This window comes from Brevundimonas sp. UBA5713, from assembly GCF_002419815.1.
Taxonomy (GTDB): domain Bacteria; phylum Pseudomonadota; class Alphaproteobacteria; order Caulobacterales; family Caulobacteraceae; genus Brevundimonas.
On record NZ_DIGV01000061.1, the window covers coordinates 13389 to 38543 of the forward strand.

Below are 25155 nucleotides of genomic sequence, written 5' to 3' on the forward strand. Positions count from 1 at the left end.
AGTTCCGAACTTCCGGCTCTTTTCATTCAGGTTTGCGCGCGGCTTAGGCGACGCCGGTGGCCACGGTGTAGTCGGCCTCGGTCTTGGCGGCGACTTCGTCCAGCGTGACGCCTTCAGCCAGTTCGATCAGCTCAAGGCCCGAACCGTCCGGCTTGACGTCGAAGGTCGCCAGATCGGTGATGATGCGGCTGACCACGCCCGTGCCCGTCAGGGGCAGGGTGCAGGCTTTCAGAACCTTGGACTGGCCGTGCTTGTTGGCGTGTTCCATGACCACGACAACGCGCTTCACGCCCGCCACCAGGTCCATGGCACCGCCCATGCCCTTCACCAGCTTGCCGGGGATCATCCAGTTGGCGATGTCGCCCGTCTGGGAGACTTCCATTGCGCCGAGGATCGACAGGTTGATGTGGCCGCCACGGATCATGGCGAAGCTGTCAGCCGACGAGAAATACGAGGATTCAGGTATCTCGGTGATCGTCTGCTTGCCGGCGTTGATCANNTCGAAGAAGCTCGAGCCGGGCAGGGCGGTGACGGTCTGCTTGCCGGCGTTGATCAGGTCGGCGTCCTCTTCACCTTCGAACGGGAAGGGGCCCATGCCCAGCATGCCGTTCTCCGATTGCAGGGTCACAACCATGCCTTCGGGGATGTAGTTGGACACCAGCGTCGGAATGCCGATGCCGAGGTTCACATAGAAGCCGTCCTGCAGTTCCTTTGCAGCACGCTCGGCCAGTTGTTCGCGAGTGCGAGCCATGACTTAGGCCTCCTTCTTGCGGACGGTGCGCTGTTCGATGCGCTTTTCCGAAACGGTCTGTATCAGGCGGTCGACATAGACGCCCGGAGTGTGGATGTGGTCCGGATCGATCGAGCCGACCGGCACGATCTCCTCGACCTCCACGACGGTGACCTTACCGGCCGTGGCCATCATCGGGTTGAAGTTGCGGGCGGTCTTGCGGAACACAAGGTTGCCGCGCTCGTCAGCCTTCCACGCCTTCACGATAGCCAGATCTGCGACCAGACCGGTTTCCATGATATAGCGACGGCCATCGAACTCGCGCTCTTCCTTGCCCTCGGCGACCAGAGTGCCGACACCGGTTGCGGTGAAGAAGGCCGGAATACCGGCACCGCCTGCGCGGATGCGTTCGGCCAGCGTGCCTTGCGGGTTGAACTCCAGCTCCAGCTCGCCTGCGAGATACTGGCGCTCGAACTCTTTGTTCTCGCCGACGTAGGACGAGATCATCTTCTTGATCTGGCGGGTTTCCAGCAGCTGGCCGAGGCCGAAGCCGTCAACGCCTGCGTTGTTGGAGATAACCGTCAGACCCTTCACGCCACTGTCGCGCAGACCGGCAATCAGGTTTTCGGGAATGCCGCACAGGCCGAAGCCGCCCGACATGACGGTCATGCCGTCGAATGTCAGCCCCTCCAGCGCGGACTTCACGTCAGCGTAGATCTTTCCCATCGTTCTCCCTTTTTCACCGTCTGATGAATATCGCGGTCTTCCTTCCCTTAGAGCGGCTTTCCGCAACGGGCAAGGTGGTGGACATTTGGCCGCTGGATAACAATGCACGGTTGACCGCGCCTGTCGCGCTCCCGCAAACAGTTCACGTGTATTTTCCGCAATGTGGAGGGCTGTTATGCGTTTGAGAAATTTCACGGTGGCATGCGGGGCGTTGATGCTGGCGTGCGGGGCACCGATGATGGCTTTGGCAGACAGCCCCACCTATCAGCAGCCGCCCGCGCCGATTGACCAGATTCTGGACACCAAGCCGACGCCGTCGGTCTCCATCAGTCCGACGGGCGAGCACATCCTTCTGATGGATCGCACCAATCTGCCGTCCATTCAGGAACTGGCCGAGCCGATGCTGCGTCTGGCGGGCTATCGCATCAATCCGCGCAACAACGGTCCGGCGGCCTCGCGCATGAACTGGCTGACGGGCCTGTCGATTCAGGCCGTCGACGGCGGTGAGCCGCGCGCCGTGTCGGGCCTGCCGCAGAACGCACGCCTCACCAACGTCAGCTGGTCACCCAATGGCCAGAACGTCGCCTTCCTTGTGGACGCTGCCAATGGTCTGGAGCTGTGGACGGCCTCTATCGGCGATGGCCGTGCGCGCAAGCTGACCAATGGGGTCATCAATGCTGTGTCGGGCAGTGGCTTCAGCTGGCTGCCGGACAGCAGCGGCCTGTTCGCCCTGACCACGCCGGTCAGCCGGGGCCGCCCGCCGGTCACGGACCGTCCGCCGTCGGGTCCGGTGATCGACGAAACCGGTGGTCGCGTTGCTCCCGTTCGCACCTATCAGGACCTGCTGAAGGACCCGATGGATGAGGTGCTGTTCGACTATTACTTCACCAGCCAGCCGGTCATCGTGAACCTGCAAGGCCGGATGCGTAGCGTCGGCGACGCCGGTGTACTGCTGGGGGCCAGCCTGTCGCCGGATGGCCGCTACATCCTGCAAACGCGGGTGAAGAAGCCGTACTCCTATGTGGTCCCCGCCCGTCTGTTCCCGACCGAGGTGGTGGTGACAGACCTCAATGGCCGCACCGTACATCAGGTGGCAGACCTGCCGCTGCGCGATAACATCCCGACCTCGTTCGACGCGGTGGCCACCGGCCCGCGCTCTGTGGCTTGGCGTTCCGATGCCGATGCGACTCTGGTCTGGGCCGAAGCGCAGGACGGCGGCGACCCGCGCAACCCTGCCGAGGTCCGCGACCGCGTCTTCATGCTGCAAGCGCCGTTCAATGATGCGGTGACCACGCTGGCCGATCTGAAGACGCGCTATGCCGGTGCCGACTGGGGCCGAGAGGATGCGGCGATTGTCTACACCCGCTGGTTCCAGAACCGCAGCGAGGCCCGCATTCTGGTCAACCCTTCTGATCCGTCACAGACGCGCGTGTTGGTCGAGCGTAACTATCAGGACCGCTATAACGATCCGGGCAGCGTGGTGACCGAGGCCAACGCTCGGGGTCGCCAGCAAATCCGTTTCTCGCCGGACGGCAGCAAAATCTATCTGGAAGGCGAGGGGGCCACGCGTGAGGGGGCCTATCCGTTCCTGGATGCCTATGACCTGCAGTCGGGCCAGAGCGAGCGTCTGTGGCGCTCGGCTGAGGGCGAGTACGAAACCCTCGTCGGTATTCTGGACGATGAAGGCCGCCGCCTGCTGACCAGCCGCCAGTCGCAGGCCGACCCGTCGAACCTGCGTATCCGCACGCTGGACGGTCAGGTTACGCCGCTGACCAACTTCCCCGATCCGGCCCCGCAACTGGCGGGCGTAAATCGTCAGCTGATCACCTATACCCGCAACGATGGCGTTCAGCTGTCGGGTACGCTGTATCTGCCGGCGGGCTATGACAAGGACCGCGACGGCCCTCTGCCACTGTTGATGTGGGCCTATCCGGCCGAGTTCACGGACGCCGCCGTAGCCGGTCAGGTCGTGGACACCGACAACCGCTTCGTGCGTCCGTCGGGCAGTAGCCACCTGTTCCTGCTGACTCAGGGCTATGCCATCCTCGACAACCCGACCATGCCGATCATCGGCGCGGACGGGGCAGAGCCGAACGACACCTATGTCGAGCAGCTGGTCGCCAGTGCCGAGGCCGCCGTGAATGCGGTGGTCGAGCTGGGCGTGGCCGACCGTGAGCGTATCGCTGTGGGTGGCCACTCGTACGGGGCGTTCATGACGGCCAACCTGCTGGCCCATTCGGACCTGTTCAAGACCGGCATTGCCCGCTCGGGTGCCTATAACCGCACCCTGACGCCGTTTGGCTTCCAGGCCGAACAGCGCAACTATTGGGAGGCGACCGAGACCTATAACCGCATGTCGCCCTTCACCTATGCCAACAAGATCAACGAGCCGATCCTGTTGATCCACGGTGAGGCGGATGCCAACTCGGGCACCTTCCCGATCCAGACCGAGCGCTTCTATGCGGCGCTGAAGGGCAATGGCGCCACGGCGCGCTATGTGGTCCTGCCGCTGGAGGACCATGGCTATCGCGCCCGTGAGAGCGTTGGCCACACCCTTTATGAAATGACCAGCTGGCTGGACCGCTGGCTCAAGCCGCAAACGACACCGCAAAGCGGTCAATAAGGACAAAGGGCGGGAGATGTCTCCCGCCCTTTTTCATATGCGCGATATCGCGTGACAGCCGGTTATCGCTCCGGCATGGGGGCGGGCTGGGGGCCGGTTTGCGCGGGACGATCACCCGCGAACTCGGCGGTGTCAGCGGCTTTTTCCGGCACATCACGGTCCACATCGCCGCGGTTGACGCTCCACAACAGGAACAGTCCGATAAGCACTATGGCAGCTGCTGCCGTGGAGATCGCCAGAATGGGGAGGACCGATTTGCCTTTTCCGCCGCTACGCACATAGTCTGCGTCAACGGGACGACCGTCGTGGACGGCATCGGCAGCTTTGTGGTGGCGGTCGCGCTCTACAGGCTCCATAATTTTCTCCTTGCCTTTATCCCCTTACAAAGCCAACGCGACCTTGGCCTTGCCGTTCCTTAAGGCCACTAGCGGTCCCACTCGGGAACATCGCCATAGAGGCCGGAAAGAAAGTCGATGAAGGTGCGCACCCTCGTCTCGGCCCGCGCTCTTCCGGCAGTCAGGGCAAAGATGGCGATGTCCGAGGCACCACTATAGGCGGGCAGCACCACGGTTAGGCGGCCATCCTTCAGCTCTTCGCCGACATCCCACGTAGAGCGAAGGGCAATACCGGCTCCGGCCAGCACCAGTTCGCGGGCCACCTCGGAGGAGTTGGTGCGGACGCGGCTGCGGGCACGGAAGGTCACGGGGCCGTTGGGACCTTCCAGTCGCCATAGGGACTGGTTTTCGGCGGCCAGCTGGGCGTGATCGCGCAGCGCGTCCAGCGTGTCCGGTGCGCCGTGGCGGGCGATATAGTCAGGACTGGCGCATAGAACGCGGCGGTTGGGGGCCAGTTTCTGCATCGCCGGATTGGCAGGGTCATGCGCACCGATACGCACCGCCACATCCACATCCTCGGCCATCAGATCGACGAAGGCGTCGGTCAGGTTCAGTTCCAGCGTCAGACGCGGATTGTTTTCCAAAAACGGCTGAAGATAGGGAGCCAGCCTGCGTCGCCCGAACGAGGTGGGGGCCGTCACCCGCAACAGACCACGGGCCTGCGTATTGCGGCGCGAGACCGAGGCCTCGAGGTCTTCGACACCGTCCAGCAGTTGCAGTGCTCGCTCATAGACCAGCCGCCCTGCCTCAGTCGGGGCCAGACGGCGCGAGGTGCGCTCGATCAGGCGCACGCCCAGACGGTCTTCCAGTCGGGCGAGCCGCCGCGACGCCACCGCAGGCGACAGGTCCAGCCTGCGCGCTGCGGCCGACAGGCTGCCTTCCTCCAGTGCGCGGACGAAGATTTCATACTCGGCCAGCATGGTCGCGGCTCCATCCTTGCAGATTATGCAAAGATAGCTGTCATTCTTGTTCATGGATAGCAGGGATCGTCCGCGATAGGGTGGGGCAAGATTTCAGGAGAAGCCCGATGACCACCCCGATGATCCGCCACGGCAAGCTGAGTGTCGCCGCCGAGCTGGACGCCTTCATCCGTGAGCGCGCCGCCCCCGGCACGGGGGTGACGGCAGAGACCTTCTGGTCGGTGCTGGAAGGACTGGTGGATCGCTTTGCCGATAAGAACCGCGAACTGCTGGCCAAGCGCGATCAAATTCAGGCCCGCATCGACGGCTGGCACCGCGCCCGCCCCGGCCAGCCGGATCAGGGCGAGTATCAGGCGTTCCTGAAAGAGATCGGCTATATCGAGCCGGAGGTTGGCCCGTTCACGGTTGCCACGAACAATGTTGATCCCGAACTGGCCACCATGGCAGGTCCGCAGCTGGTCGTGCCGCTGACCAATGCCCGCTATCTGCTGAACGCGGCCAATGCGCGTTGGGGCAGCCTGTACGATGCATTTTACGGCACGGATGCTCTGGGCGACCTGCCGCAGGGCGGCGGCTATGACGCCGAGCGCGGCCAAAAAGTCATCGACAAGGCGCGCCAGTTTTTGGACCGCGCCGCGCCGCTGGGCGCTGGCAGCCACGCTGACGCTGTGGCCTATCGTATCGAAGGCGGCGCGTTGGCGGTTGAGCTGAAGGATGGGCAGGCGGCAGGACTGACCACGCCCGAGGCCTTTGCCGGCTATGTGGGTGAGGCAGGGGCACCGTCCGCTGTCCTGTTGCGCCACAACGGTCTGCATTTCGAAATCGTCATCGACCGCAACCACCGCATCGGCAAGACCGATCCGGCGGGGGTCGCCGATGTCATCGTAGAGGCCGCCTTGACGGCTATCTGCGACGCCGAAGACAGCGTCGCCGCCGTCGATGCCGAGGATAAGGTGCTGGTCTACGGCAACTGGCTTGGCCTGATGAAGGGCGACCTGTCAGCGCGTTTCACCAAGGGCGGTCAGTCGATGGACCGCACCATGAACCCCGATCGCGACTATACCGCGCCGGACGGCTCCAGCTTCACGCTTAAGGGCCGTAGTGTCCTTTTGAAGCGCAATGTGGGCCTGCATCTGACGACCGACGCCGTGTTGGACGGACAGGGCCGCGAAATCCCCGAGAACATTCTGGACATCGCCGTTACCGGCCTGACCGGTCTGCATGATCTGAAGCGGACGGAGGATGAGCGTAACAGCCGTGCGGGCTCCATCTATGTGGTGCGGCCCAAGATGCACGGATCGGAGGAGGTCACCTTCGCCAGCGCCCTGTTCGCAGCAGTGGAGGACGGGCTGGGCCTGCCGCCGCTGACGCTGAAGATGGGCATTATGGATGAGGAACGCCGCACCAGCGTGAACTTGCGCAACTGTATCGCGGCGGCACGCGACCGCGTGGTCTTCATCAACACCGGCTTCCTGGATCGCACGGGTGACGAGATTCACACCATGATGGAAGCGGGGCCGGTGGTCCGTAAGGAGGCGGTGAAGGCGACGCCGTGGATCAAGGCCTATGAGGATCGCAACGTCGATATAGGCTTGACCTCTGGCCTGTCTGGCAAGGGCCAGATCGGCAAGGGGATGTGGGCCGCGCCGGATCGCATGGGCGATATGCTGTCGACCAAGGCGGGCCACCCCAAGGCGGGCGCATCCACTGCATGGGTGCCATCACCCACGGCCGCGACCCTGCACGCGCTGCATTATCATCAGGTGGATGTCTGGTCGGTGCAGGATGAACTGGCCAACCGTGCCGAAACGGGGCTGGAGCCTCTGCTGACCCTGCCGCTGTCTACCGACAACTATTCGCCGGACGATATCCGTCAGGAGCTGGAGAACAACTGTCAGGGCATTCTGGGTTACGTCGTGCGCTGGATCGATCAGGGCGTCGGCTGTTCCAAGGTGCCGGACATCCACGACATCGGTCTGATGGAAGATCGCGCCACCTTGCGAATCTCCAGCCAGCACATCGCCAATTGGCTGCACCACGGCATCACCACTGATGAAGAGGTGATGTCAGCGCTGCAACGTATGGCTGTAATCGTAGATCGCCAAAATGAAGGCGATCCTGACTATCGCCCCCTGGCCCCGACCTATGACGGACACGCCTGGCAGGCCTCTGTTGCATTAATTTACAAGGGTCGCGAACAGGCCAATGGCTACACCGAACACCTGCTGACGGCGTTCCGCCGTAAGGCAAAGCTCGGATAAGGTTTCCAAAAATGGGACATGGGGACAGCGCGTGCCCCATGTCCTTGGGGTATCCCAAAACGAAACATAAACTTGCTTTTGGCTCAAAATAGCCATAAATCCCCGTTTTGTTGACGCGCCTTAACCGTGACTTCCGGTTGATGTTGGTGAATTTTCGCATCTCACTGTTTCAATTCAGGATGGCACGGGTTTTGGAACGTTGACCCCGAAACCAGCCGAGGGGGCTGGCCAGGGCCGCGCTTTGCGGAACGGGGGAAACGATTGTGAGCAAGCGTTTGCAATACCATCGCCAGAGCCAGATCGCCGCAGCCGGCCTCGCCGCGCTGGCTGTCATCACTATGGCGAACACGGCTCACGCCCATAAAGTTGTCGGCCCCGATCCGAACCTGCCGATTGCCCCGATCGGCGACAGCGTCATCGAAAGCGCGACCGGCTTCGATGCGGTGGTAGCGGGGCGTATCCCATCGCACTGCAGTCTTGGCAAAGGTGCCGATATCGATCTCGGCGAGCTGTCGGGTGGCATCACTGTCGACGCCGGACTGGGCCTCAAATGCAATGTGCCGTTTGAACTCAGCATTCGCGCGGCCCATGGCGGGATCACGCACACAACTCGCCCGATGGGAGAGGGGGGCTATACCGGCCGCCTTTTCTACGACCTTGGCATTGAACTTCCGCTGCTGAGCCCTGCGCCGCGCGTCGAAGCACGCCAATACCAAAGCCAGCAACTCCTCGCGGGGGTGTCCATCAGTAGCGCTGACGCTATCGCTGTTGAGGGGCTTTCTCTCCGCATTCAGACCAAACGACCCGAAGGTCATGGTCTGCTGGCTGGTGAGTACTTGGAAGCTATCACTTTTACGATTACTCCGAGAATGTAGAATTTACGCCGAATAAGGGAAATGATTTTCCATATTTAGCGTAATAGTTATGTAAAGAATGGTGAACGGCCTACGCTTACTTCTGGGCCATCAAAATATAAATGGAGAGACACTGTGAAAATTGCTAAACTTTTCTCGGCTGCTGCTGTAGCCGCTCTGATCGCTTCGCCGGCCGCGGCTGATGCCATCAACAAGGGCCAGTACTTTGGGCCTCAGGTGGTGCCGGTGTTCGGCATCCCGCTTCCTGTTGGTCCGATCGGCACCCACGATGTAGGTGGCGGCTTACTCGGTGGCCTGAACCTGGTTAATGCGTCGGCTAATTTCGGTGCCGTGTCCGGTCTGGTTCCGGCCTGGCACGCCGTTGGTGGCGCTGTGGGTCAGATTCAGACCGCCGATCAAGTCAAGACCTCGACCTTTACCCTGAAGGGCAAGGTTACCAAGGACTGCGCCTTCTACACCGGCACCGGCAACCAGGTTCTGGATTTCGGCACCATCGGTATCTACGCCGATGACAGGTCCGGTCCGGCCGCTGCTTTCGACATGACGAACGACGCTGAAGTCACCATCTACAGCAACCTGGCGGGCTGCAATGCGGCTAATCTGGTCTCTCTGTCAAAGAATGACATCCGTGGCCTGGTGAACAACGCCAGCGATGGTTACGACACCAATGTGTTCCAAGCCAACCTGCCTTACTCTGTTGACGCACGTTACACCGCCGGTCCCATCGGCCAAGTCGTGGCTGCCACCGAGTCGACCCAGATCGCTCTGAGCACCACCGCAAACTGGGCTGGTAAGGAGCACGGCGCCTGGAAGTCGCCGATGGCTATCTCGGTCAAGATTCCTGCTCCGTCGAAGTCGCTGCTGGCCGGCAACTACGAAGGTGACCTGACCGTCGAAATCCGCGCCTACTAAGTTCTGTAGACGCTGGTGGGCGCGCCATCCGCAGTGGGTGGCGCGCCTTTTTCTTTATCGCGCACGTTGGCTTGAAGCTTGCACTTCACTGTTACGCAAAGCGCTGCCTGATCCATTTTGGGGCAGGCAGACTTAATCTTGTGGGGACCATTCGCAATGTTTGCAAACGCAGGTTTTACGCGTCGGATGGCTGCGAGCTCAGCGGCTATCGTTGTACTCGCGTCATTGGCAGTCAGCGCTTCCGCTATGCGCGTATCGCCGATGGTCTCAGAGCTGACCACCTCGGGTGCCGGCTCAACTGCGCGTGTCGAAGTGGGCAACGTCGGTACCGCAGCCCTGCCGTTCGAAACCTTACTGACGCGTATGGAAGTCGATTCCGACGGCAACATCGTTGAAACCCCCGCTGACGAAGAGTTTCTTGTGTTCCCGCCGCAAGGTTTGGTGCCTGTGGGCGGGCGTCAGGTTGTGCGCGTACAATGGGTGGGGCCGGCTTCGCTGGACGCCTCGCAGGCCTATTATCTCTGGGTTCGCCAGTTGCCGGTCGATATTGAGCCCAATCCGGAAACGGAAATGGGTGCGGCGGCTATTCAAGTGCTTTATACGATGAAGGCGCTCATCGTCGTGGCACCTCCCGGCGCGGAACCGAAAATTGAACTGGTTTCTGCTGTTCCGGCTATCATTACCCCGACGACGCCCGATCTTTCGGATGTTGGTGGCACTGTCGAGCAGGTCGAGCCGACGACCGGCATCGAGATCGTGGTGCGCAATACCGGCCGCCGTTATGCCCTGATGAGCGGTGCCAACTGGACCATCGAAGGCACCGATGTTTCAGGCCAGCCATTCGCCCAGAGCTATACAGGCGATGAAATCTCTCAAAGCGTGGGCGTTGGCTATGTCCAGCCCCTGAACGGCACCCGCAAATTCCAGTTGCCGACTTCCGTGGCTCTGGATGGCACTAAGCCGATCAAGGTGAAGTTCTCATAATGGGCCGCCGTCGTCTCACATCGCGGCTGTGTTGCGCAACCTCGGCCTCAGCCTTGGCGCTGGCTGTGCCTATGACAGCGTTCGCGCAAGCCGAGAAGCCGGCGGCAGTTTCTGAGCAAGATGTTCAGGACGCGCAGCCTGTGACGGCGACGACCCCGCCCACGACGCGCCCGAATATCAACCCCTATGATCGCGATATAGCGATGACCGTGCCGTTGAACTTCAACCGGCGTGTGCTGGGGGAGTTGGACGTTCTTCTGACGCGCGATGACTATTTTATTGTTTATTCACGCGGCTTCATCGACCTGATCAGCCCTCTGCTCACTCCCGAAGGGCAGGCCGAGCTGGAAATGTTGTTGGCTGATCGGCCAAGTTTTACGCCCGAAGAGATCGCCAATAGCGGCATCGTGCTGGATTACGACCCGACGCAGCTGGCTGTGATGGTGCTGCGGATCGATCCGTCAAAAAGAGCTGTCGAAGGCCTGTTTCAACAAGGGCGTAGCGAAACGCCGGGCGCTCCGCCCGAGCCGTTTTCGGCATATCTGAACACCAATTTGGTGGTGTCCAAGTTCCATGGCGAAGACGATATGCGGGCCCCTAGCGTGTTCTTGATGGGCGCTATGCGCTACAAGAATGTTGTTTTTGAAGCTGATTTTCAGGGGCAAGAACAGTTTACAGGCGCTGAATACGAAGTTTCCCGTCGGTACGCGCGCTTCGTTTATGACGACCCGAAGAATTTCCGGCGCTGGTGGCTGGGCGATCTGGATACAGAGACGCGCGGTCGTCAGAATTTCTTGCAGATGGGCGGCATCGGTATCGCCCGTCAACGACAGCGGTTCGATAATTTCCGGAACAGCGTTCTGTCCGGAAACCGTCAGATTGTATTGCAGGAAGGCTCGACCGTTAGGGTCAACCGAAACGGCATTTTTGTGCGCGAATTCCAGCTGGATGCGGGCCAATACGATCTGTCGAACCTGCCGCTGGAAATCGGATCAAACGATATCCAGCTTGAAATACGTGACGTGACCGGTCGCAGTCAGACACTCAACTATAGTGCCTATCTGGACGCCATCGACCTGGATCCGGGTGATTATGAATACGGGGCCTTTCTTGGGATCAACAGCCCGATGTCGTTTGGCTCGCCAGACTATTCAGATGGCGAACTGACCTTCTCGGGCTATTGGCGAAAAGCGTTCGAAAACCGTCCCGCCATCGGTCTAGGCCTTCAGGCCGACCAGTACTCGCAATCCATTAGCGGTCAAACCCAGTTGATCCTGCCCAATGGCAGCCGATTGCGGTTTGACGGCGCGCTCACGACCGCGGACGATATCGGTACCGGCTACACCGTGGCGACGATGTACGACCATTTCATTGACCGTGGTCTGACCTATGACACATGGGCATTGGGCGTCGAATACATCTCGGAAGATTTTACGACGGTCGGCAGCCGGTATGCGCAGAACCAGACCGAGTGGGCCTTCCAGGGCAGCTATAGCCGCCGCTTTAACGAGCGCTGGATCGGCTCTTTAAGTGCCAGCTACCGGCTCAGTCGCGATTCCATCATCGGCAACTCGTACAGCCTAAACCTTCACACCAACTATAGCGTCTCCAAGAACTGGGGGGTGCAGGCCGGCATGGAGTATGCAGATATTGGCATGCCGACAGCCTCGCGGATGGAAGGATTTGGCTTCACCTTGGCGCTGGTCTGGACGCCCCGCTACGATCGGCGAGCCGAAGCCCGCTATAACTCTGCCCGTAACTCGGCATCCTTGACGATGCAGCAGTCGGGCGAGAACCGCGTGGGGGCGTTGGGTTACTCGTTGTCGGCAGGCTACGACGACGGACCCTCCAACCTGTCCGGTCAGGTAACCTACACCGGTAATCGTTTTGACGGCTCGATCGTACACTCGACGTTCGGTCAGGATTTCAGCGATGTAACCGATCAGCATGTCACCACTCTGACGGCGGGCTCGGCCATTGCATTTACGGGTGGCAAGTTCGCTATCGGTCGTCGCATTTACGACAGCTTCGCCATTGTCGGCGCGCACAAGTCGCTTGAAGGTCGTTCCACCATCGTGGGGGATAACCTTGAAGGGGGTCGATACAGCGCCCGCAGCGGGGTGCTGGGGCCGGCGCTGTCGAACCAGTTAGGTTCCTATGTGAACCAGTCGGTGCGTTATGACGTGATCGACGTACCGGCGGGCTATGACATCGGCGACGGCATTAAGCGCGTTCACCCGTCGTATCGCAGCGGCTATTATATCGAAGCGGGCAGCGACGCGTTTGTTTCAGCCGTCGGGCGTCTGGTTGGCTTTAATGACCAACCCGCCGGACTGTTTTCTGGGCGCATCTACTCGGTTAGCGAACCAGAACAAGCGCCGGAAGTCTTCTTTACCAACTCGGTCGGCCGTTTCGCCATTCAGAAGCTGAAGCCAGGCCACAGTTATCGTGTTGAACTGTTCTCCAACCCGGCACGACACTTCGAGTTCACAGTTCCCGAGGACAACGAAGGTCTGCTGGATCTGCAAAAAGTATCCTTGCCTATCTTCGTTACCGAGCAATGAGAGGAGGGGTCTGGAAAATGATCCACTTTACCTTCGTTCGCAGGCTATTCGTCGCCGTCTCGGTGGGGATGGGACTGATCATGATGGCCCAGCAGGCCATGGCGCAGGCCAAGTGCGAATTGGCCATGAGCGCGCCAGATGTCTGGGAGCTGCAATACGATCCGTTTGGTGATGCGCAGAACTCTGCCACTTTCGACATCAACTTCGCAAACTCGGGGCACACACCGTGTGTCGGGCGTTTGTCGGCATCGTCTTTCGGCGACAAGGCTTATCTGCAAAGCGATACGACTTCGGCTCGTGTGCCCTTCGCACTGCGCGATGTGAGCAACAACAACAACCTAACCCCCGGAACGTCAGATCGTCTGACAGGAACCCCCACCCAGATTCCTTCCAATGGTGTGGGCTCGGGCCGAATTGAGCTACGCGCCGTGCCGCCTGCCAACCTGCAAGCGGGACGATATACCCAGTATGTCGATCTCGAATTCATTATGCCCAATGGCGATGTGCATGCTGCCAAACGGGTACTTCTGGTTCTGAACGTTAAGCCGTCCTTGATCATAGGCTTGGCGGGGCAGGTGTCTCGCGTCCATGGCGTCCCCACGCTGGACCTCGGCGAACTGACGCAAGATGGTGAGGTACCATTGCAGGCCCGTGTCTATGTGCGCGCCAGCACCCACTATCAGATCACGGTGACCTCGGTGAACAATGGGCTATTGCGTCATCGGCAACAGGAATGGGCCATTCCTTACCGCCTGAAGATGGGTGGCCAGGATATTGTGATGGGCTCACCCTACAGCGTCACCTATGCGCACACAGGGCAGCCTGTCGATAACTACCCGCTTCAGGTCTTCGTGCGCGATGTCGCGAACAAGCGGGCTGGCCGCTACACGGATGTCTTGCGTTTTACGGTGGCGGCGATCTAGTCGCGGTTGATGTCCAAATGCAAAACGCCCCGTCGGCTGACGGGGCGTTTTCGTTTTTGCACTCCGTCGATCAGAGTGGCTGGATCGTAAGTGCCAGGATTAGCGGCTGTTCCAACTGAACGTTCTCGAACTGGTAGGACACGCTACGGATAGTCGCGATACTGGAATGACGCAGGACCTGCTGACCCGAAGATGAAAGGTCGACTGCGCGATCGTGATAGACCATGCGGGCGTTCTCACCGGCAGATAGTGGGCGGTACTGCGCCGTAACTGTGTATCCACCAGGATTGTTGCAGGCTTCGATGACGCTGCCGGCGGAGCCGGCTTGTGCCACAACGGTGCGGTCAGGACGAACCCAGCAGGCCACTGGAACACGAGCCTTGATGCGGAAAGTGTGCGACGACGTGTTCTTCGCCTCGGCCATGGTGGGCAGGCTGATGGCGGCAATGGCTGCGGCCAGCAGGGCGGCGCTCTTCTTGGAAACCCGGTTCATAATGACGTCCCTCGTCACTGCAATCTTGAGGGTGACCATAGGGACCAGCTGTTAACTCCACGCGATCAGACACGCTTAGCGGGAGCTTAAACCGTAGGGTCAACAACGGCTTAACCGTAACGGACGACGACGCCATCTCTGCTTCAGAATATGAAGCGCCGTTAACCATGTTCTTCCCATTTATGGGCGATCTCGGCACTATAGGGTGATTGATTCGACGGATGGACACTTCGATGCCGCTGCAAATCTTTAAGGGTAAGGGCCGTCGTGCCCGTCGCGTGGTTTATTCGCGCCCCGGTGGACTGTTGTTCCGACTGTTTACGGGCTGGCTTCGCAGCGGGTCTTTTTCGGCGCGTTAAAGGCCGTCTTACATGTTCCCCCATCCTGTTTTTGCCGACGCCAAGACAACGATTTTCGAGGTCATGTCCGGTCTGGCGCGACAGACGGGGGCCATCAATCTGGGGCAGGGATTTCCCGAAGCGCCCGGTCCGCTGGAACTGAGGCAGGCGGCCGCCCATGCGGCCGTAGAGGGCTGGAACCAGTATGCGCCGTCGCGTGGCCTGCCTGAACTGCGCGCCGCGGTCGCCGAGCATTACAACCGTCTGCACCTGACCGATTGGATCGCCGAGGAGGTGCTGGTGACCTCCGGCGCGACCGAAGGCTTGGCGTCGGCCCTGCTGGCATGGATCAAGGCCGGTGACGAGGTTATTGTCTTCGAGCCTGCCTATGACGCCTATCGTCCGCTGATCGAGCGTGCGGGCGGGGTGGTCAAGCCGGTTCGGTTGCAGCCGCCGCACTGGCGTATTGAACGCGCCGACATCGAGGCTGCGATCACGCCCGCTACGCGCATGGTGTTGTTCAACAACCCGATGAATCCGGCAGCACGGGTGTTCGACGCCCAAGAGATCGCCGCCGTGGCAGGCGTGTGCGTAGACCATGACCTGATCGCACTCAGCGACGAAGTCTGGGAGCATGTGATCTTTGATGGTCGCCTGCACCGCTCTCTGTCTCAGGCCGAAGGGATGAAGGACCGCACGATCAAGGTCGGTTCGGCGGGCAAGATGTTTGGCTTGACGGGCTGGAAAATCGGCTTTGTTTGTGCGCCGCTGAGCCTGCTGGATCCGGTGGCCCGCGCGCACCAGTTCGTGACCTTTGCCTCTGCGCCTTTATTACAAAGCGCGGTGGCTCAGGGTGTGGCGTGGGGTGCGGACCGTTTCGACGAGATGCGTCACGATCTGGCCCGCTCGCGCGACAGGCTGAAGGCCGGACTGGAAGGTGAGGGTTATGTCTGCCTCGAGGCCGAGGGGGCCTATTTCCTGAACATCGACCTGGCTGCCTCGGGCATTGAACAGGGCGATGTCGAGTTTTGCCACAGCATCGTCAATGAGTACGGCGTTGCCGCCATTCCAGTATCGGCCTTTTTCAGTGACGGACTGTCGGGTCCGATCGTGCGTCTTTGCTTTGCCAAACCTGACGCTGTGGTGGACGAAGCCGTTCAGCGCCTCGGCCGTGCACGAAAGGCGCTGATGTCCTGAGCCGCTATGGCTAATGGATTTTCACCATCCTGCTTAAGCGGACTTTGAAACTCTGTCCCTAAATCGGTCGATAAGGGACGGAGTAATCTGATGGCTTCTAAAATCATGGGTCTGGCCGCAGCGACGATGTTGGGTGCCGTTTTGGCCGGTCAGGCCGGTGCCAGCACCAGCGTCACGATTGGCGGGCGCGTCCGCACCATTTGTCAGGTGTCAGTGTCCAGCGCTGTCCCCGTGTCCGATGCCGAGGCGCACCGTTATTCTGGCCGCATGTCGGAGCTGTGCAACAATGTTGAAGGTTATCAGCTAATCCTTCGCCACCCGCAGGGGCTGGAGAACGCCTTTGTGGAATTGGACGGCCAGCGCATTGCGCTGTCCAGCCAGTCCACGCAGACCGTCATCGTGGATAGCCAGCATCCTGCCGCGCGCGACCGAAACTTTGTGCTGAGTTTCGATGCGGCTGCGGCAGTGCGGGACTTCAATATCGAAGCCCAGCCCAAAGGCCCGCGTTTCTAAATCAGGGGCTAGCTCGACAGACTACAGGTCGCTGATCCGGCCAGACCGCTGCGCGGTACAAAGGTTAAAGTTACCACGTCCGAATAGCTGCCTGCTGGCACCACGCGGACATCCTGCGGCTGGACGGCCACCTGCAGTGTGTGGGTGCGGCCTGCCGGAACGGGCGTTCGCGAACAGCCCATGACCGAACCGTCGCTGACCGGACGATTGTCCAGCGTCACGGCATAGGGAATGCCATAGTTGTCGTCGTCGCGACGGCGCAGTTGGCCCCGCGTCTTTTCCATTCGCATGTCATAGGCGACAGTGGATTGGGCCGTGACCGAAAGCGGGCGTACGGTAGGACTGCGCGTGTCCAGCGCGCCGAGGTTGATCTGGCCGCGGCGCGTACCGGCCGAGCCGATGTAGGTCGAGATTTTTTCAGGCACGGACAGGTCCAGCCGCAGGCCGCGATTGGTCTGGCTCTCAATGGGAGTTGTGTCCCGATTGGCCAGTACACAGAAAAAGCGCGCCTCAAGGTCCTCGGTAAACTGACCGGCCCCGACATCCTGACCGGCGGGCAGTGCGAAGGTCAGGCTTACTGTCTCCACATCATTCTGCGCGCCATTAGCAAAGTTGATGGCGATGCCGTTTGTGCGGTTGGGCTGCTCTGCGCCGCTGACCAGAACGGCACGGATGTTACCTTCGTGCTGGGTGATGGTGTAGCCCGCAGGTCCCTGACCCAGCTGATGGTTGCTGCCCATGCTGTCGGTGTCGACCAGCACGATATTCGCCGCGCGTATACTGGGGCTGGACCGGCGTACGCGCAGGGTGAAGGTCTGCTGCAAGGCGGCAGGCGAGAAGGGGTCGTAGCGCAGATTGAGGCTGCCGCTGTCGATCTGAACCTGAACGCACGGGCTAGCCTGCGCCTCGGTGGCCGTGACCATCATGGCAAGGGCGGCCGCACTGCACACAAACAGGGTCTTCATTTGCGAGGCTCCGGTTTCAGCTCGCCCGCGCGATACAGCCCTTCGGCGTCGGCGGGTACGTCGATGTAATAGACAGCGTCGGTCGTGTTCGAAGTCTGGATACGCCACAGGCCCGGGCGCAGTCCGGTGAGGGAGAAGCGACCGCTGGCGTTGGTGAAAACGCGGGCAGGGGCGCGTTCCGGGTTGGCGATTTCCACCGCCTCGCCGATCCAAAGGGCGACAGGCGAACCGTCCGCATTGCGCAGCGCGCCGACCACCGACACAGAATAGTCCGAGCCCACACCGATGCGATATCCTGCTCGATACGGGGCTATCAACTGGGCCGTGCCAGTGCCGATATCATATCCGGTTGGGGCTTGCGGTGCGTCATAGGTCAAGGTGCGCAGAGAATAGGCACTGACCTCGGGCGTGACCGCGCCGCCCAGCCATCCCGAACGGGCCGTATAGTGGCCGCGATGCGGATCCACATAGACCGACGCGCCCTTCAACGAGTGATGGGGATCAAGGATGGCAAAACCATCATAGACGGGCCGCGAAACGGCGAAGGCACCATCGGCAAACACAATGGCCGAGCCGGCGCTCAGGATGGTGCGCTGATCCGAAATCCTGCCGCCATCGCTGGCAAACAGGGTCTGGTGGTTCACGCCAAGCTCGGCGCGGTTCAGCACGGCATTGGCCGCTGCGTTCACACCATAGGAATCGCGCGTGTGGTCCAGCGAGCCGTTAAGCGAAACGCTGTTGACGCCCTGACCGCGCAAGGTGTTGTACTCGATGCGTTGTCGATCGCGGAAGGTGTCGACCTCCGCGCGTACGCTGGATGACTGGCCAATGCGATAGTTGAGAGTGAGGCGCGCCCCATAGTCCTGACGGTCCGCACGGTCCTCGTAGATGCCCTCCATCAACCACGTCAGGCTGGGCGTCAGGCGCCACCCGTAAGAGCCACGGAACGTCATCTGGTCGGGATTGTCGTGACGCCCCGACGAATAGAAAGTGTCAAACGCCACATATTGCGTGGACGTCAGCGGCTGCGAATAGGTCAGACCTGCTTCCCAGGCAAACGGGTTGCTGACGTGGTCGGCACCCGGCGAGGCCCAGTTTTCGCTGACTGTCTGAAAGGTTGCCGAGAGCGATCGCGTGCGGTCTTCGGGACCAAAAGCCAGCTCGTACCCCAGATTCAGGGCCCAGCCTTCTCCGACCCTGTCAGCCGACGACAGGGCCAGATCGCCGCCTATCGAACCAATGGGGGAGGCCCAGATCATTTCTGCTCCCACCACGCCGTCGCCATCGCTGTACCGGAAGTTGGTGCCCGCAGTCAGGCTTTCGGTCATGCCGCGGCGATAGAAGCCCGATACGGCCACGCGGTCTGAATAGTTCGGACCGTCTGGGCCCATATCTGTTTCGGTACCCGCGAAAAGCCCGAACTCGGCCAAGCCCTGAGCCAGCAGGCTGCGGTCGAAGTTGAGCGAGAAGTTGATGGCGGTCTCGCGTCCGGCATCATCGCGGATGACCATGCGAACATCGTTGGCCCCTTGGGCAAAGGGAAAGTCACGGATGTCATAGGTGCCGGCTTCCAAGCGCGTGCTTTGAACCGGACGACCGTTGATAAAGGTCTCGACTGTGGCCGCGCGTTCCAGAGTGAACGTCCGCTGACCGCGTGGCTGGATATTGCGTTGTGGATCAAGCTGCGAATAGGAGCGCACCACGCCGATGCCCAGCATGGGGGCAGCACCCGCGAACCCGCGCGAGGCCACTTCCAGATCGCCAAGACTATAGCGGGCGGTGCGGGCCAGATCGTCATAGATCAGGCGCGTGCCGTCACGACGCACCTCTTCGTAGACCGTCGCCTCGGTCTCCAGCACCACGCCGCCAAAACGTGCAGCGCCGTCCAGTATGAGGCTGGGGGTATCAAAGCCGCGATCCGAACCTGCGCTCTGGTGCACATAGCTGGAGGTCAGATAGCCGGACAGGCTAGCAGAGAAGCGTGCCGGTTCCGTCAGAACAGGCGCTGCCGTTGGCATGCCACCGTTGATGCTGATGCTTTGCAGCGGGCGATCCTCGGCAGTCAGGCGCACGATCAAGCCGAAGTTGGCGGGGTTGTATTCCAGACCGATGCCCAGATCGGCCAGAGCTTCGGCAGTGACAGTCTGGCGACCGGCCGTACCCACTGCGACGCGCGCAAATGCGCTCTCCGACAGTCTTGATTGCAGAAGCGGCATCAGGGTCGACAAGTCGGCCAGCAATTTATCGTCTGCGGTCAACACATAGTCGACTTCACCCAAGATGAACTGGCCGTCCTGCAACGGTCCGCCCAGATGAATGTCGCGTCCTGATGGGTTCAGGCGTTCCGGATTTGGGCGCGGGGCGGTCCGTACCACATCGTCGCCCTGTGTGAGCGAAGCTTGGGCAGATCCGGAAACGGGAGATGCCAAGGTGCCCGCAGCCGCCGTCGCCAGCGCTATCGGCCAGAGTTTCATGGCGTTAGCGACCTTGGGCTGCAGACAGGGTCACGCTGACGGTGCCCTCATTGCGCGGCAGGTCGACGTTCAGTGGCAAGCGGCGCGTAGCACCGGACGGGATCAGGCCCAGTCCCATGACGCGCTGGACGTCATCCGAGGTAAAGCTTTTTCGGAAAATTTCGGTTCCGGCGGCATCGTGCTGGACGATGGTCATGCGGCTGCTGGCGACATAGCCGTGCGTGTCGCCTTCATTACGGGCCACGATAACCGGAAAAGCGCGGCCGCTGTCGTCGGTTTCGATCGTGGCGGACTGGATACCGATCTGTGCCGTGCCGTCGGGATTGCCGACGCTCACCAATACCTTGAAATTATAGAGGATTTGAACAGCGTTTTCGTTCTCGGGCAGATCGATAGGCAGCTGGGCGACCGACACATAATAGTGTTTGCTGCGATCCAGATCCGGCTCTCCGACCCACTGTACGCGGAAGGCGTGCGACTGCCCTTCTGGCACCAGAGCCGTGGCGGGGAAGACCATAAGATCTTCGCTCTCGGCCTCAAGCTCTTGGAACTGGTCATCGACCAGCTGGACTTCGCGAACGCTCAGCTCGACCGGCACCGTTCCGGTCAGGGCGTTTTGCAGGGTGATGATGGACGCACTGCGGCGACCTTTGCTCATCAGATCCACGACAACCGGTTGGACGTTCAGGGCCGAGACCGGCACGCCCGAGGCCACGGTCACCAGACCAGCCACACATGCGACTTTCAAAATACGCGAGAAGACACCGAACATGGGGCGATCCGAACACTCGATTGCAGGGATGGGGGAGGCGAGAGGGGCGCGGACCACTGGCACTTGCCGGTGATCCGCGCGCTCTTGCCTATACGGCTAACGGGCTTAGGCGCCCGGGGTCAGGACAACCTGAACCGCACCCTGGTAGGTGCCGGCAGCCAGTCTACGGTCGGTGTTGGAGCCCCAGTTGGTGTGGTACTGGTCCGAGTAGCCGCCCATCGTGGCTACGGCGTTACCATTGCTGGCCGACGGAGCGAAACGGATGTGGGTGTTGCTGTCCGACAGCGAGCTGTGACCGCCGAAACGTGCGGCGACCGTCGAGGCACCAGCAGTGGTGGTCGAGTCGAGGAAGGTGCCGCCCAGCGAGGCGTCCAGGTTGTAGCGGATTTGGTTGGCGAAGCCGCCAGCCACACCGTTGCCGTTGGTCGTGCCGACCAGACGCAGAACAGCACGCTTAACTTCAACCTGGCTGTTCACGTTGTTGCAGAATGCGACAATGCGAGCACCGTTCAGAGCCGAAGCGATTTCAGCGGTTACTTCGCTACGTGCCATGGCCGAGGAGTTGGTCAGGTCGTTAGCCAAGGTTACGGTCGTGTTTTGAGCGTTTACGCCGCACTTCGAAGCGACGGTGCCGTTGATGTCGACTTGTACTTGCTGGGCCGAGGCGGTGCCGGCGACCAGCAGGGCAGCAGCCGAGGCGGCGGCGAAAGCGATCTTCTTCATGGTGTAAGTCCTTGGTGGTGATGATGGACCGGCGGGCCGGCTCTCTGAGCGAGTGGCCTTAGCCCTCGGGGTTTTTCGTCCGGATGTGATGGTGCTGGACGAAAGCTGGATCATCGGTGCGTGGCATTAGCTGCGGGCTCCGATGGTAATGGTGATGGTGTCCTGATAGTCGCCAGCGGCGAGGCGGCGCGGCAGTCCAGACTGGTCTGGCCAGTCGATGGTCAGGATGGCGTCGCGATCGACGGCGACGCCGTGACCGGAACTGAGACCGCGACCGTTGGCCAGTTCGCAGGCACCGCCGTCGCGCATCGCGCTGGAGTCACAGCGCGCGCTGGTGACCAGACCGATATCGGTCTCGACAGCGACCTGAACATTATAGGTTTTGGAAAAGGCAAAGCCGGAGCTGTCCGGCGAGGCAGTCGTGTGGACCAGAGCGCCGGATTGAGACACGGCGTGGATGGCAAACGGTGTGTTGCAGTCCAGCTTGAGCCGGATGTCCTGACGGAAGGCCTGCTCCAGATTGCCCTCGCGCGTCTGGTGCGTGGGCGTGCTGCTGGCAAAGCCGCAACGATCCGGCACAGAGGCCAGAATATCGATGCTGACGCTATCGGTTGATTGTGCGGCAGCGATGTTCGCCCATAGGGCAAAGGCACTGACGACCAAACAGCTGACAACGCGTACAGGATGGTGCTGAAGCCCCATCGAACCCTCCGGCGACACAAACGTCCCACTCACGATCGGTCATTACAAAAGCTGTGCCATACCGATTTGGGACGTCGTTGATCACTGTTTTGGAGGAAAATCCAGAATATTTGTTAACCATAAATATGGGATTTGATATATCTCGTTGATTTCATGAATAAAAAATTATACGGGCGGAACGTTCCGTTATGACACGGTCTCGGTCAGTACGCGGGGGTGTATGCCCTGCGTATCGAAATGATCACTGTGTTGTCGCGCATCGATACAATCGGCCATCAGTCTATTTTTAGTGAAGTGCCGTTAAGCTGAGCGGTATGTATCGAGTGAGTTTGCGACAGGCTGTCATGGCGGCCGTGTCGGTAGTGGTGTTGGGTTCGGCTACGGAGGCTTCGGCCCGTAACGGTGCGGCTTTGGGCGGGCCGGCCGCGGTCGAGGCAGGGGACGAGCGAGCCCTCGAGCTTGCGATGGCGATCCGCGAGCGGGCGATGTCCTCCAGCTTCGAGGCGCTGGAAGCTTACGCCGAAGATGCGGCGCAGCGCGGCGATAAGAAAGCCCTGCTGCAACTGCAGCACGCCATCAATGTGCATATCGAGCAAAACGATTTCGAAGCGGCCAGTAGCTGGAACCGTGCGCTTGGTCGTCTGGCGGATCGCCACAAGGCGGCCCACTATACCGAGCTGACCAAGATCAATGATCTGGTCATTCGGCGCTTGCGTGACGGGCAGGGTAGTCTGGCCGAGGCCGAGGTTTTGTCGGCCAAGCAAAAACACTGGATGCCCAAGGTTATGGCTGAAAAAGCTATGGCGCGCATTTTGGTGGATGAATTGCGCTCGTCCGAGGCCATGATGGTGCTGGCCAAGGCTCTGACGCTGATCCCGGATGATGATCGTGCCAAGCACATGGTATCAGCCAGTGTGTGGCAAGCCGTGGCCGAGGTGCACGCGGGGGTGGACGACGTGCCCGGCTTCATCAGCTCGATCGAGGTGGCGGAAAACTACCGGCTTCTGGCGGCTATGCCTGATCCCGACTATCGCGCCCTATACTATATGGCGCAGTCCATGGGCGCGGTGGGCCGCTATAAAGAGGCGATCTCAACGGTCGAGATATACCGCGAGCTGGCCGACCGGCATGGCACGCCAATGTCACAAGGACTGGCAGGCAATATTTGCGGGCTCGTGTCGACCGCGGCAGATAATTGGCGCGCCGTGCTGGACTGCTACGCGCCCTTTGGTCCGCAGCTGGATGTCCCCGATTTCGTTCGCCTTATGATGTTGCCGCGTCGCGCGGCGGCCTATGCGCGTACAGGGCAGGCGGCGTTGGCCAAGGCGGATCTGGAGGAAATCCGTCGTCTGGTGGCCGAGGGGCAGATGCGGCCAGTATTGGCCATCGAGCGCGCCGAGGCCGAATATCTCATCGCCATTGGTCAGTATGCCCAAGGCATCGAACGCCTGCGCAATTATCACCTGACCATGCAACGCAGTGCGGCCCAGAGGACGTCTGCCATGATGGGGCAGGCGGTCATGGGGCTGGACGAACAACTGCGACAATTGAAAGAGCAGGCCCGCCTGAAGGAAGCGACCATCGCCATGCAACGCTGGCTGGTGTTGTTCGGCGTGGTCTTTGGTTTGGTGGCGGGCGCTATGTTTGTGCGCCAGCGTGGTTTGTCTCGCGAATTGGCCGAGATCAATCGGCGTCAGGCGGATGCCCATGCCAAGCAGGCAGAGATGTTCACCAATATCAGCCATGAAATTCGCACGCCGCTGAATGGCGTGGTCTCCATGGCCGATGCCTTGGCCAAGGCCGATCTGCCGCTGGAAGCTGCCAAGATGGCCCGCATCATCGCCTCGTCCAGCAATACGCTGGAGAGGCTGATGTCGGATATTCTGGACAGCGCAAAGATCAAGGCCGGACAGGTGGCCATCGAGCCGATGCCGTTTTCCTTGCGTCATGCCCTGACAGATGTGGCGGCGCTGTGGACCACGCGGGCGACAAACAAGGGCATTCGTATCGTCACCCAATTCGGCGAAGGGGCCGATGTCTGGGTTATGGCCGACCGTGTGCGGTTGACGCAGGTGCTGAACAATCTGGTCAGCAATGCATTGAAGTTCACTGAGGCGGGAAAGATTGTCATCAGCGTCGTCGCCCAGAAGGACGACCGCTATCTGTTTGCGGTTACCGACACGGGCGTGGGCTTTGATACAGCCAATAAGGCGCAACTGTTCCGCCGCTTTGAACAGGCGGACAACACCATTACCCGTCGTTTTGGCGGTACGGGGCTAGGGTTGCCAATCACGCAGGAATTGGTTGAGCTGATGGGTGGAAAACTGGATTGCGAAAGCGAAAAGGGCCACGGTTCGCAGTTCTGGTTCACCCTGCACTTGCCGCGCGTTCCGACACCGGCAGCCCTTACGGAGACTGCGGATGGCCTGGGTGCGTCGACGGCCCGCTATCTGATCGTTGACGATAACGCCACCAACCGCACCATTATGGGCATGCTGCTGAAGGACGAGAGCCGACAGCTGCATTTTGCCGAAAATGGGCAGGAGGCCGTGGACTTGGCGCAGGCCATACCCTTCGACGTCATCCTGATGGACATGCAGATGCCGGTGATGAGCGGTCTGGATGCCATTCGGGCCATTCGTGCGCACGAATCGCGTGCAGGCAGCCAGCCCGCGACCATCGTGATCCTGTCTGCCAATGCCGATAGCGAACACATGAAGGCCGGAGCCGAGGCTGGCGCTGACGGTCACATCGCCAAGCCGGTCGTTCTGGAGCGCCTGATGTCCGGCATCGACCAGGCCGTGCGCAAACGCGCCGGAGAGGCCGTCAACGCCGCCTGACGGGCATAGAAAAGGCCCGCGCCAATGGGGCGGGCCGAATACTTGTCGGATTAATGCCGAGGCGGGTTGCGCAAGAGCGCATGCGTAACGACGAAAGGGGCTTTCGCCCCGTCGTTTCCGCAAATCTTTGATTGTATAGGAAAAACGATGGTGGGTGATCACGGGCTCGAACCGTGGACCCGCTGATTAAGAGTCAGCTGCTCTACCAACTGAGCTAATCACCCG

At 60.7% G+C, this 25155-nt stretch carries 20 protein-coding genes and 1 tRNA gene; 10 read left to right on the forward strand and 11 right to left on the reverse strand.

All coding sequences use genetic code 11. From position 1 onward, the window contains the following. Positions 1 to 43 precede the first annotated feature (43 nt). Positions 44 to 751 (reverse strand): CoA-transferase, encoded by a 708-nt coding sequence (locus B3B04_RS14070; protein WP_292043779.1) that lies wholly within the window; start codon positions 749 to 751, stop codon positions 44 to 46. Positions 752 to 754: 3 nt separating this feature from the next. Then, positions 755 to 1456, reverse strand: a complete 702-nt coding sequence (locus B3B04_RS14075; RefSeq protein WP_292043780.1) for a CoA transferase subunit A — start codon at positions 1454 to 1456, stop codon at positions 755 to 757. Between the two features lie 175 nt (positions 1457 to 1631). Between B3B04_RS14075 and B3B04_RS14080 the strand changes: the two genes are divergently transcribed. Continuing rightward, positions 1632 to 4079: a S9 family peptidase gene (locus B3B04_RS14080; RefSeq protein WP_292043782.1), complete on the forward strand. Its 2448-nt coding sequence runs from the start codon at positions 1632 to 1634 to the stop codon at positions 4077 to 4079. 62 nt (positions 4080 to 4141) lie between these two features. On the opposite strand, the gene B3B04_RS14085 is transcribed toward B3B04_RS14080, so the two are convergent. Together B3B04_RS14085 and B3B04_RS14090 are read right to left on the reverse strand one after the other, a co-directional pair. Continuing rightward, positions 4142 to 4435 carry a hypothetical protein gene (locus B3B04_RS14085; RefSeq protein ID WP_292043784.1) on the reverse strand — a complete coding sequence of 98 codons (294 nt, stop codon included), beginning with the start codon at positions 4433 to 4435 and terminating at the stop codon, positions 4142 to 4144. Between the two features lie 68 nt (positions 4436 to 4503). Further along, positions 4504 to 5394 carry a LysR family transcriptional regulator gene (locus B3B04_RS14090; RefSeq protein ID WP_292043786.1) on the reverse strand — a complete coding sequence of 297 codons (891 nt, stop codon included), beginning with the start codon at positions 5392 to 5394 and terminating at the stop codon, positions 4504 to 4506. A 107-nt stretch (positions 5395 to 5501) separates the two neighbouring features. Between B3B04_RS14090 and B3B04_RS14095 the strand changes: the two genes are divergently transcribed. From B3B04_RS14095 to B3B04_RS14120, 6 genes are all read left to right on the forward strand, one after another. Continuing rightward, positions 5502 to 7655, forward strand: a complete 2154-nt coding sequence (locus tag B3B04_RS14095; RefSeq protein ID WP_292043787.1) for a malate synthase G — start codon at positions 5502 to 5504, stop codon at positions 7653 to 7655. Between the two features lie 263 nt (positions 7656 to 7918). Further along, on the forward strand, positions 7919 to 8530 hold the full coding sequence (locus B3B04_RS14100; protein WP_292043788.1) for a hypothetical protein: 612 nt from the start codon (positions 7919 to 7921) through the stop codon (positions 8528 to 8530). A gap of 114 nt (positions 8531 to 8644) precedes the next feature. Further along, complete coding sequence (locus tag B3B04_RS14105) at positions 8645 to 9442, forward strand: hypothetical protein (RefSeq protein ID WP_292043789.1); 798 nt, start codon at positions 8645 to 8647, stop codon at positions 9440 to 9442. A 246-nt stretch (positions 9443 to 9688) separates the two neighbouring features. Beyond that, the gene (locus B3B04_RS14110) at positions 9689 to 10426 is read left to right on the forward strand and encodes a hypothetical protein (RefSeq protein ID WP_292043790.1); all 738 of its coding nucleotides are present in this window, start codon (positions 9689 to 9691) and stop codon (positions 10424 to 10426) included. Between the two features lie 53 nt (positions 10427 to 10479). Continuing rightward, on the forward strand, positions 10480 to 12990 hold the full coding sequence (locus B3B04_RS14115) for a hypothetical protein (protein ID WP_292043791.1): 2511 nt from the start codon (positions 10480 to 10482) through the stop codon (positions 12988 to 12990). 17 nt (positions 12991 to 13007) lie between these two features. After that, positions 13008 to 13913, forward strand: coding sequence for a hypothetical protein (locus B3B04_RS14120; protein WP_292043793.1), 906 nt, complete (start codon positions 13008 to 13010; stop codon positions 13911 to 13913). Between the two features lie 70 nt (positions 13914 to 13983). Here the strand turns inward: B3B04_RS14120 and B3B04_RS14125 are convergent, their stop codons facing one another. Further along, the gene (locus tag B3B04_RS14125) at positions 13984 to 14406 is read right to left on the reverse strand and encodes a hypothetical protein (RefSeq protein ID WP_292043795.1); all 423 of its coding nucleotides are present in this window, start codon (positions 14404 to 14406) and stop codon (positions 13984 to 13986) included. A gap of 371 nt (positions 14407 to 14777) precedes the next feature. On the opposite strand from B3B04_RS14125, the gene B3B04_RS14130 reads away from it, so the two are divergent. Continuing rightward, positions 14778 to 15941, forward strand: a complete 1164-nt coding sequence (locus B3B04_RS14130; RefSeq protein WP_292043796.1) for an aminotransferase — start codon at positions 14778 to 14780, stop codon at positions 15939 to 15941. 90 nt (positions 15942 to 16031) lie between these two features. Next, complete coding sequence (locus B3B04_RS14135) at positions 16032 to 16454, forward strand: hypothetical protein (protein ID WP_292043797.1); 423 nt, start codon at positions 16032 to 16034, stop codon at positions 16452 to 16454. An 8-nt stretch (positions 16455 to 16462) separates the two neighbouring features. On the opposite strand, the gene B3B04_RS14140 is transcribed toward B3B04_RS14135, so the two are convergent. The 5 genes from B3B04_RS14140 to B3B04_RS14160 all read right to left on the reverse strand — a co-directional run bounded on the left by B3B04_RS14140 (position 16463) and on the right by B3B04_RS14160 (position 22123). Beyond that, complete coding sequence (locus B3B04_RS14140; RefSeq protein WP_292043798.1) at positions 16463 to 17419, reverse strand: hypothetical protein; 957 nt, start codon at positions 17417 to 17419, stop codon at positions 16463 to 16465. Further along, positions 17416 to 19893, reverse strand: a complete 2478-nt coding sequence (locus B3B04_RS14145) for a fimbrial biogenesis outer membrane usher protein (protein ID WP_292043800.1) — start codon at positions 19891 to 19893, stop codon at positions 17416 to 17418. The genes B3B04_RS14140 and B3B04_RS14145 overlap by 4 nt, the downstream gene beginning before the upstream one ends. A 4-nt stretch (positions 19894 to 19897) precedes the next feature. Next, positions 19898 to 20665: a hypothetical protein gene (locus tag B3B04_RS14150; RefSeq protein ID WP_292043802.1), complete on the reverse strand. Its 768-nt coding sequence runs from the start codon at positions 20663 to 20665 to the stop codon at positions 19898 to 19900. A gap of 105 nt (positions 20666 to 20770) precedes the next feature. Next, positions 20771 to 21388 carry a hypothetical protein gene (locus B3B04_RS14155; RefSeq protein ID WP_292043803.1) on the reverse strand — a complete coding sequence of 206 codons (618 nt, stop codon included), beginning with the start codon at positions 21386 to 21388 and terminating at the stop codon, positions 20771 to 20773. A gap of 126 nt (positions 21389 to 21514) precedes the next feature. Then, positions 21515 to 22123 (reverse strand): hypothetical protein, encoded by a 609-nt coding sequence (locus B3B04_RS14160; RefSeq protein ID WP_292043805.1) that lies wholly within the window; start codon positions 22121 to 22123, stop codon positions 21515 to 21517. Between the two features lie 311 nt (positions 22124 to 22434). Between B3B04_RS14160 and B3B04_RS14165 the strand changes: the two genes are divergently transcribed. Further along, positions 22435 to 24930 carry an ATP-binding protein gene (locus B3B04_RS14165; protein ID WP_292043806.1) on the forward strand — a complete coding sequence of 832 codons (2496 nt, stop codon included), beginning with the start codon at positions 22435 to 22437 and terminating at the stop codon, positions 24928 to 24930. 148 nt (positions 24931 to 25078) lie between these two features. On the opposite strand, the gene B3B04_RS14170 is transcribed toward B3B04_RS14165, so the two are convergent. Then, positions 25079 to 25154 (reverse strand) — tRNA-Lys (locus B3B04_RS14170). Between the last annotated feature and the right edge of the window lies 1 nt (position 25155).

What these genes read in the sequence shown, in the direction of transcription:
- B3B04_RS14095 (WP_292043787.1), top strand. Translation starts at nt 5,502, where the DNA reads ATGACCACCCCGATGATCCGCCACGGCAAGCTGAGTGTCGCCGCCGAG.
- B3B04_RS14130 (WP_292043796.1), top strand. Translation starts at nt 14,778, where the DNA reads ATGTTCCCCCATCCTGTTTTTGCCGACGCCAAGACAACGATTTTCGAG.
- B3B04_RS14135 (WP_292043797.1), top strand. Translation starts at nt 16,032, where the DNA reads ATGGCTTCTAAAATCATGGGTCTGGCCGCAGCGACGATGTTGGGTGCC.
- B3B04_RS14150 (WP_292043802.1), bottom strand. Translation starts at nt 20,665, where the DNA reads ATGTTCGGTGTCTTCTCGCGTATTTTGAAAGTCGCATGTGTGGCTGGT.
- B3B04_RS14080 (WP_292043782.1), top strand. Translation starts at nt 1,632, where the DNA reads ATGCGTTTGAGAAATTTCACGGTGGCATGCGGGGCGTTGATGCTGGCG.
- B3B04_RS14140 (WP_292043798.1), bottom strand. Translation starts at nt 17,419, where the DNA reads ATGAAGACCCTGTTTGTGTGCAGTGCGGCCGCCCTTGCCATGATGGTC.
- B3B04_RS14155 (WP_292043803.1), bottom strand. Translation starts at nt 21,388, where the DNA reads ATGAAGAAGATCGCTTTCGCCGCCGCCTCGGCTGCTGCCCTGCTGGTC.
- B3B04_RS14125 (WP_292043795.1), bottom strand. Translation starts at nt 14,406, where the DNA reads ATGAACCGGGTTTCCAAGAAGAGCGCCGCCCTGCTGGCCGCAGCCATT.
- B3B04_RS14085 (WP_292043784.1), bottom strand. Translation starts at nt 4,435, where the DNA reads ATGGAGCCTGTAGAGCGCGACCGCCACCACAAAGCTGCCGATGCCGTC.
- B3B04_RS14075 (WP_292043780.1), bottom strand. Translation starts at nt 1,456, where the DNA reads ATGGGAAAGATCTACGCTGACGTGAAGTCCGCGCTGGAGGGGCTGACA.
- B3B04_RS14165 (WP_292043806.1), top strand. Translation starts at nt 22,435, where the DNA reads ATGGCGGCCGTGTCGGTAGTGGTGTTGGGTTCGGCTACGGAGGCTTCG.
- B3B04_RS14120 (WP_292043793.1), top strand. Translation starts at nt 13,008, where the DNA reads ATGATCCACTTTACCTTCGTTCGCAGGCTATTCGTCGCCGTCTCGGTG.
- B3B04_RS14110 (WP_292043790.1), top strand. Translation starts at nt 9,689, where the DNA reads ATGCGCGTATCGCCGATGGTCTCAGAGCTGACCACCTCGGGTGCCGGC.
- B3B04_RS14145 (WP_292043800.1), bottom strand. Translation starts at nt 19,893, where the DNA reads ATGAAACTCTGGCCGATAGCGCTGGCGACGGCGGCTGCGGGCACCTTG.
- B3B04_RS14090 (WP_292043786.1), bottom strand. Translation starts at nt 5,394, where the DNA reads ATGCTGGCCGAGTATGAAATCTTCGTCCGCGCACTGGAGGAAGGCAGC.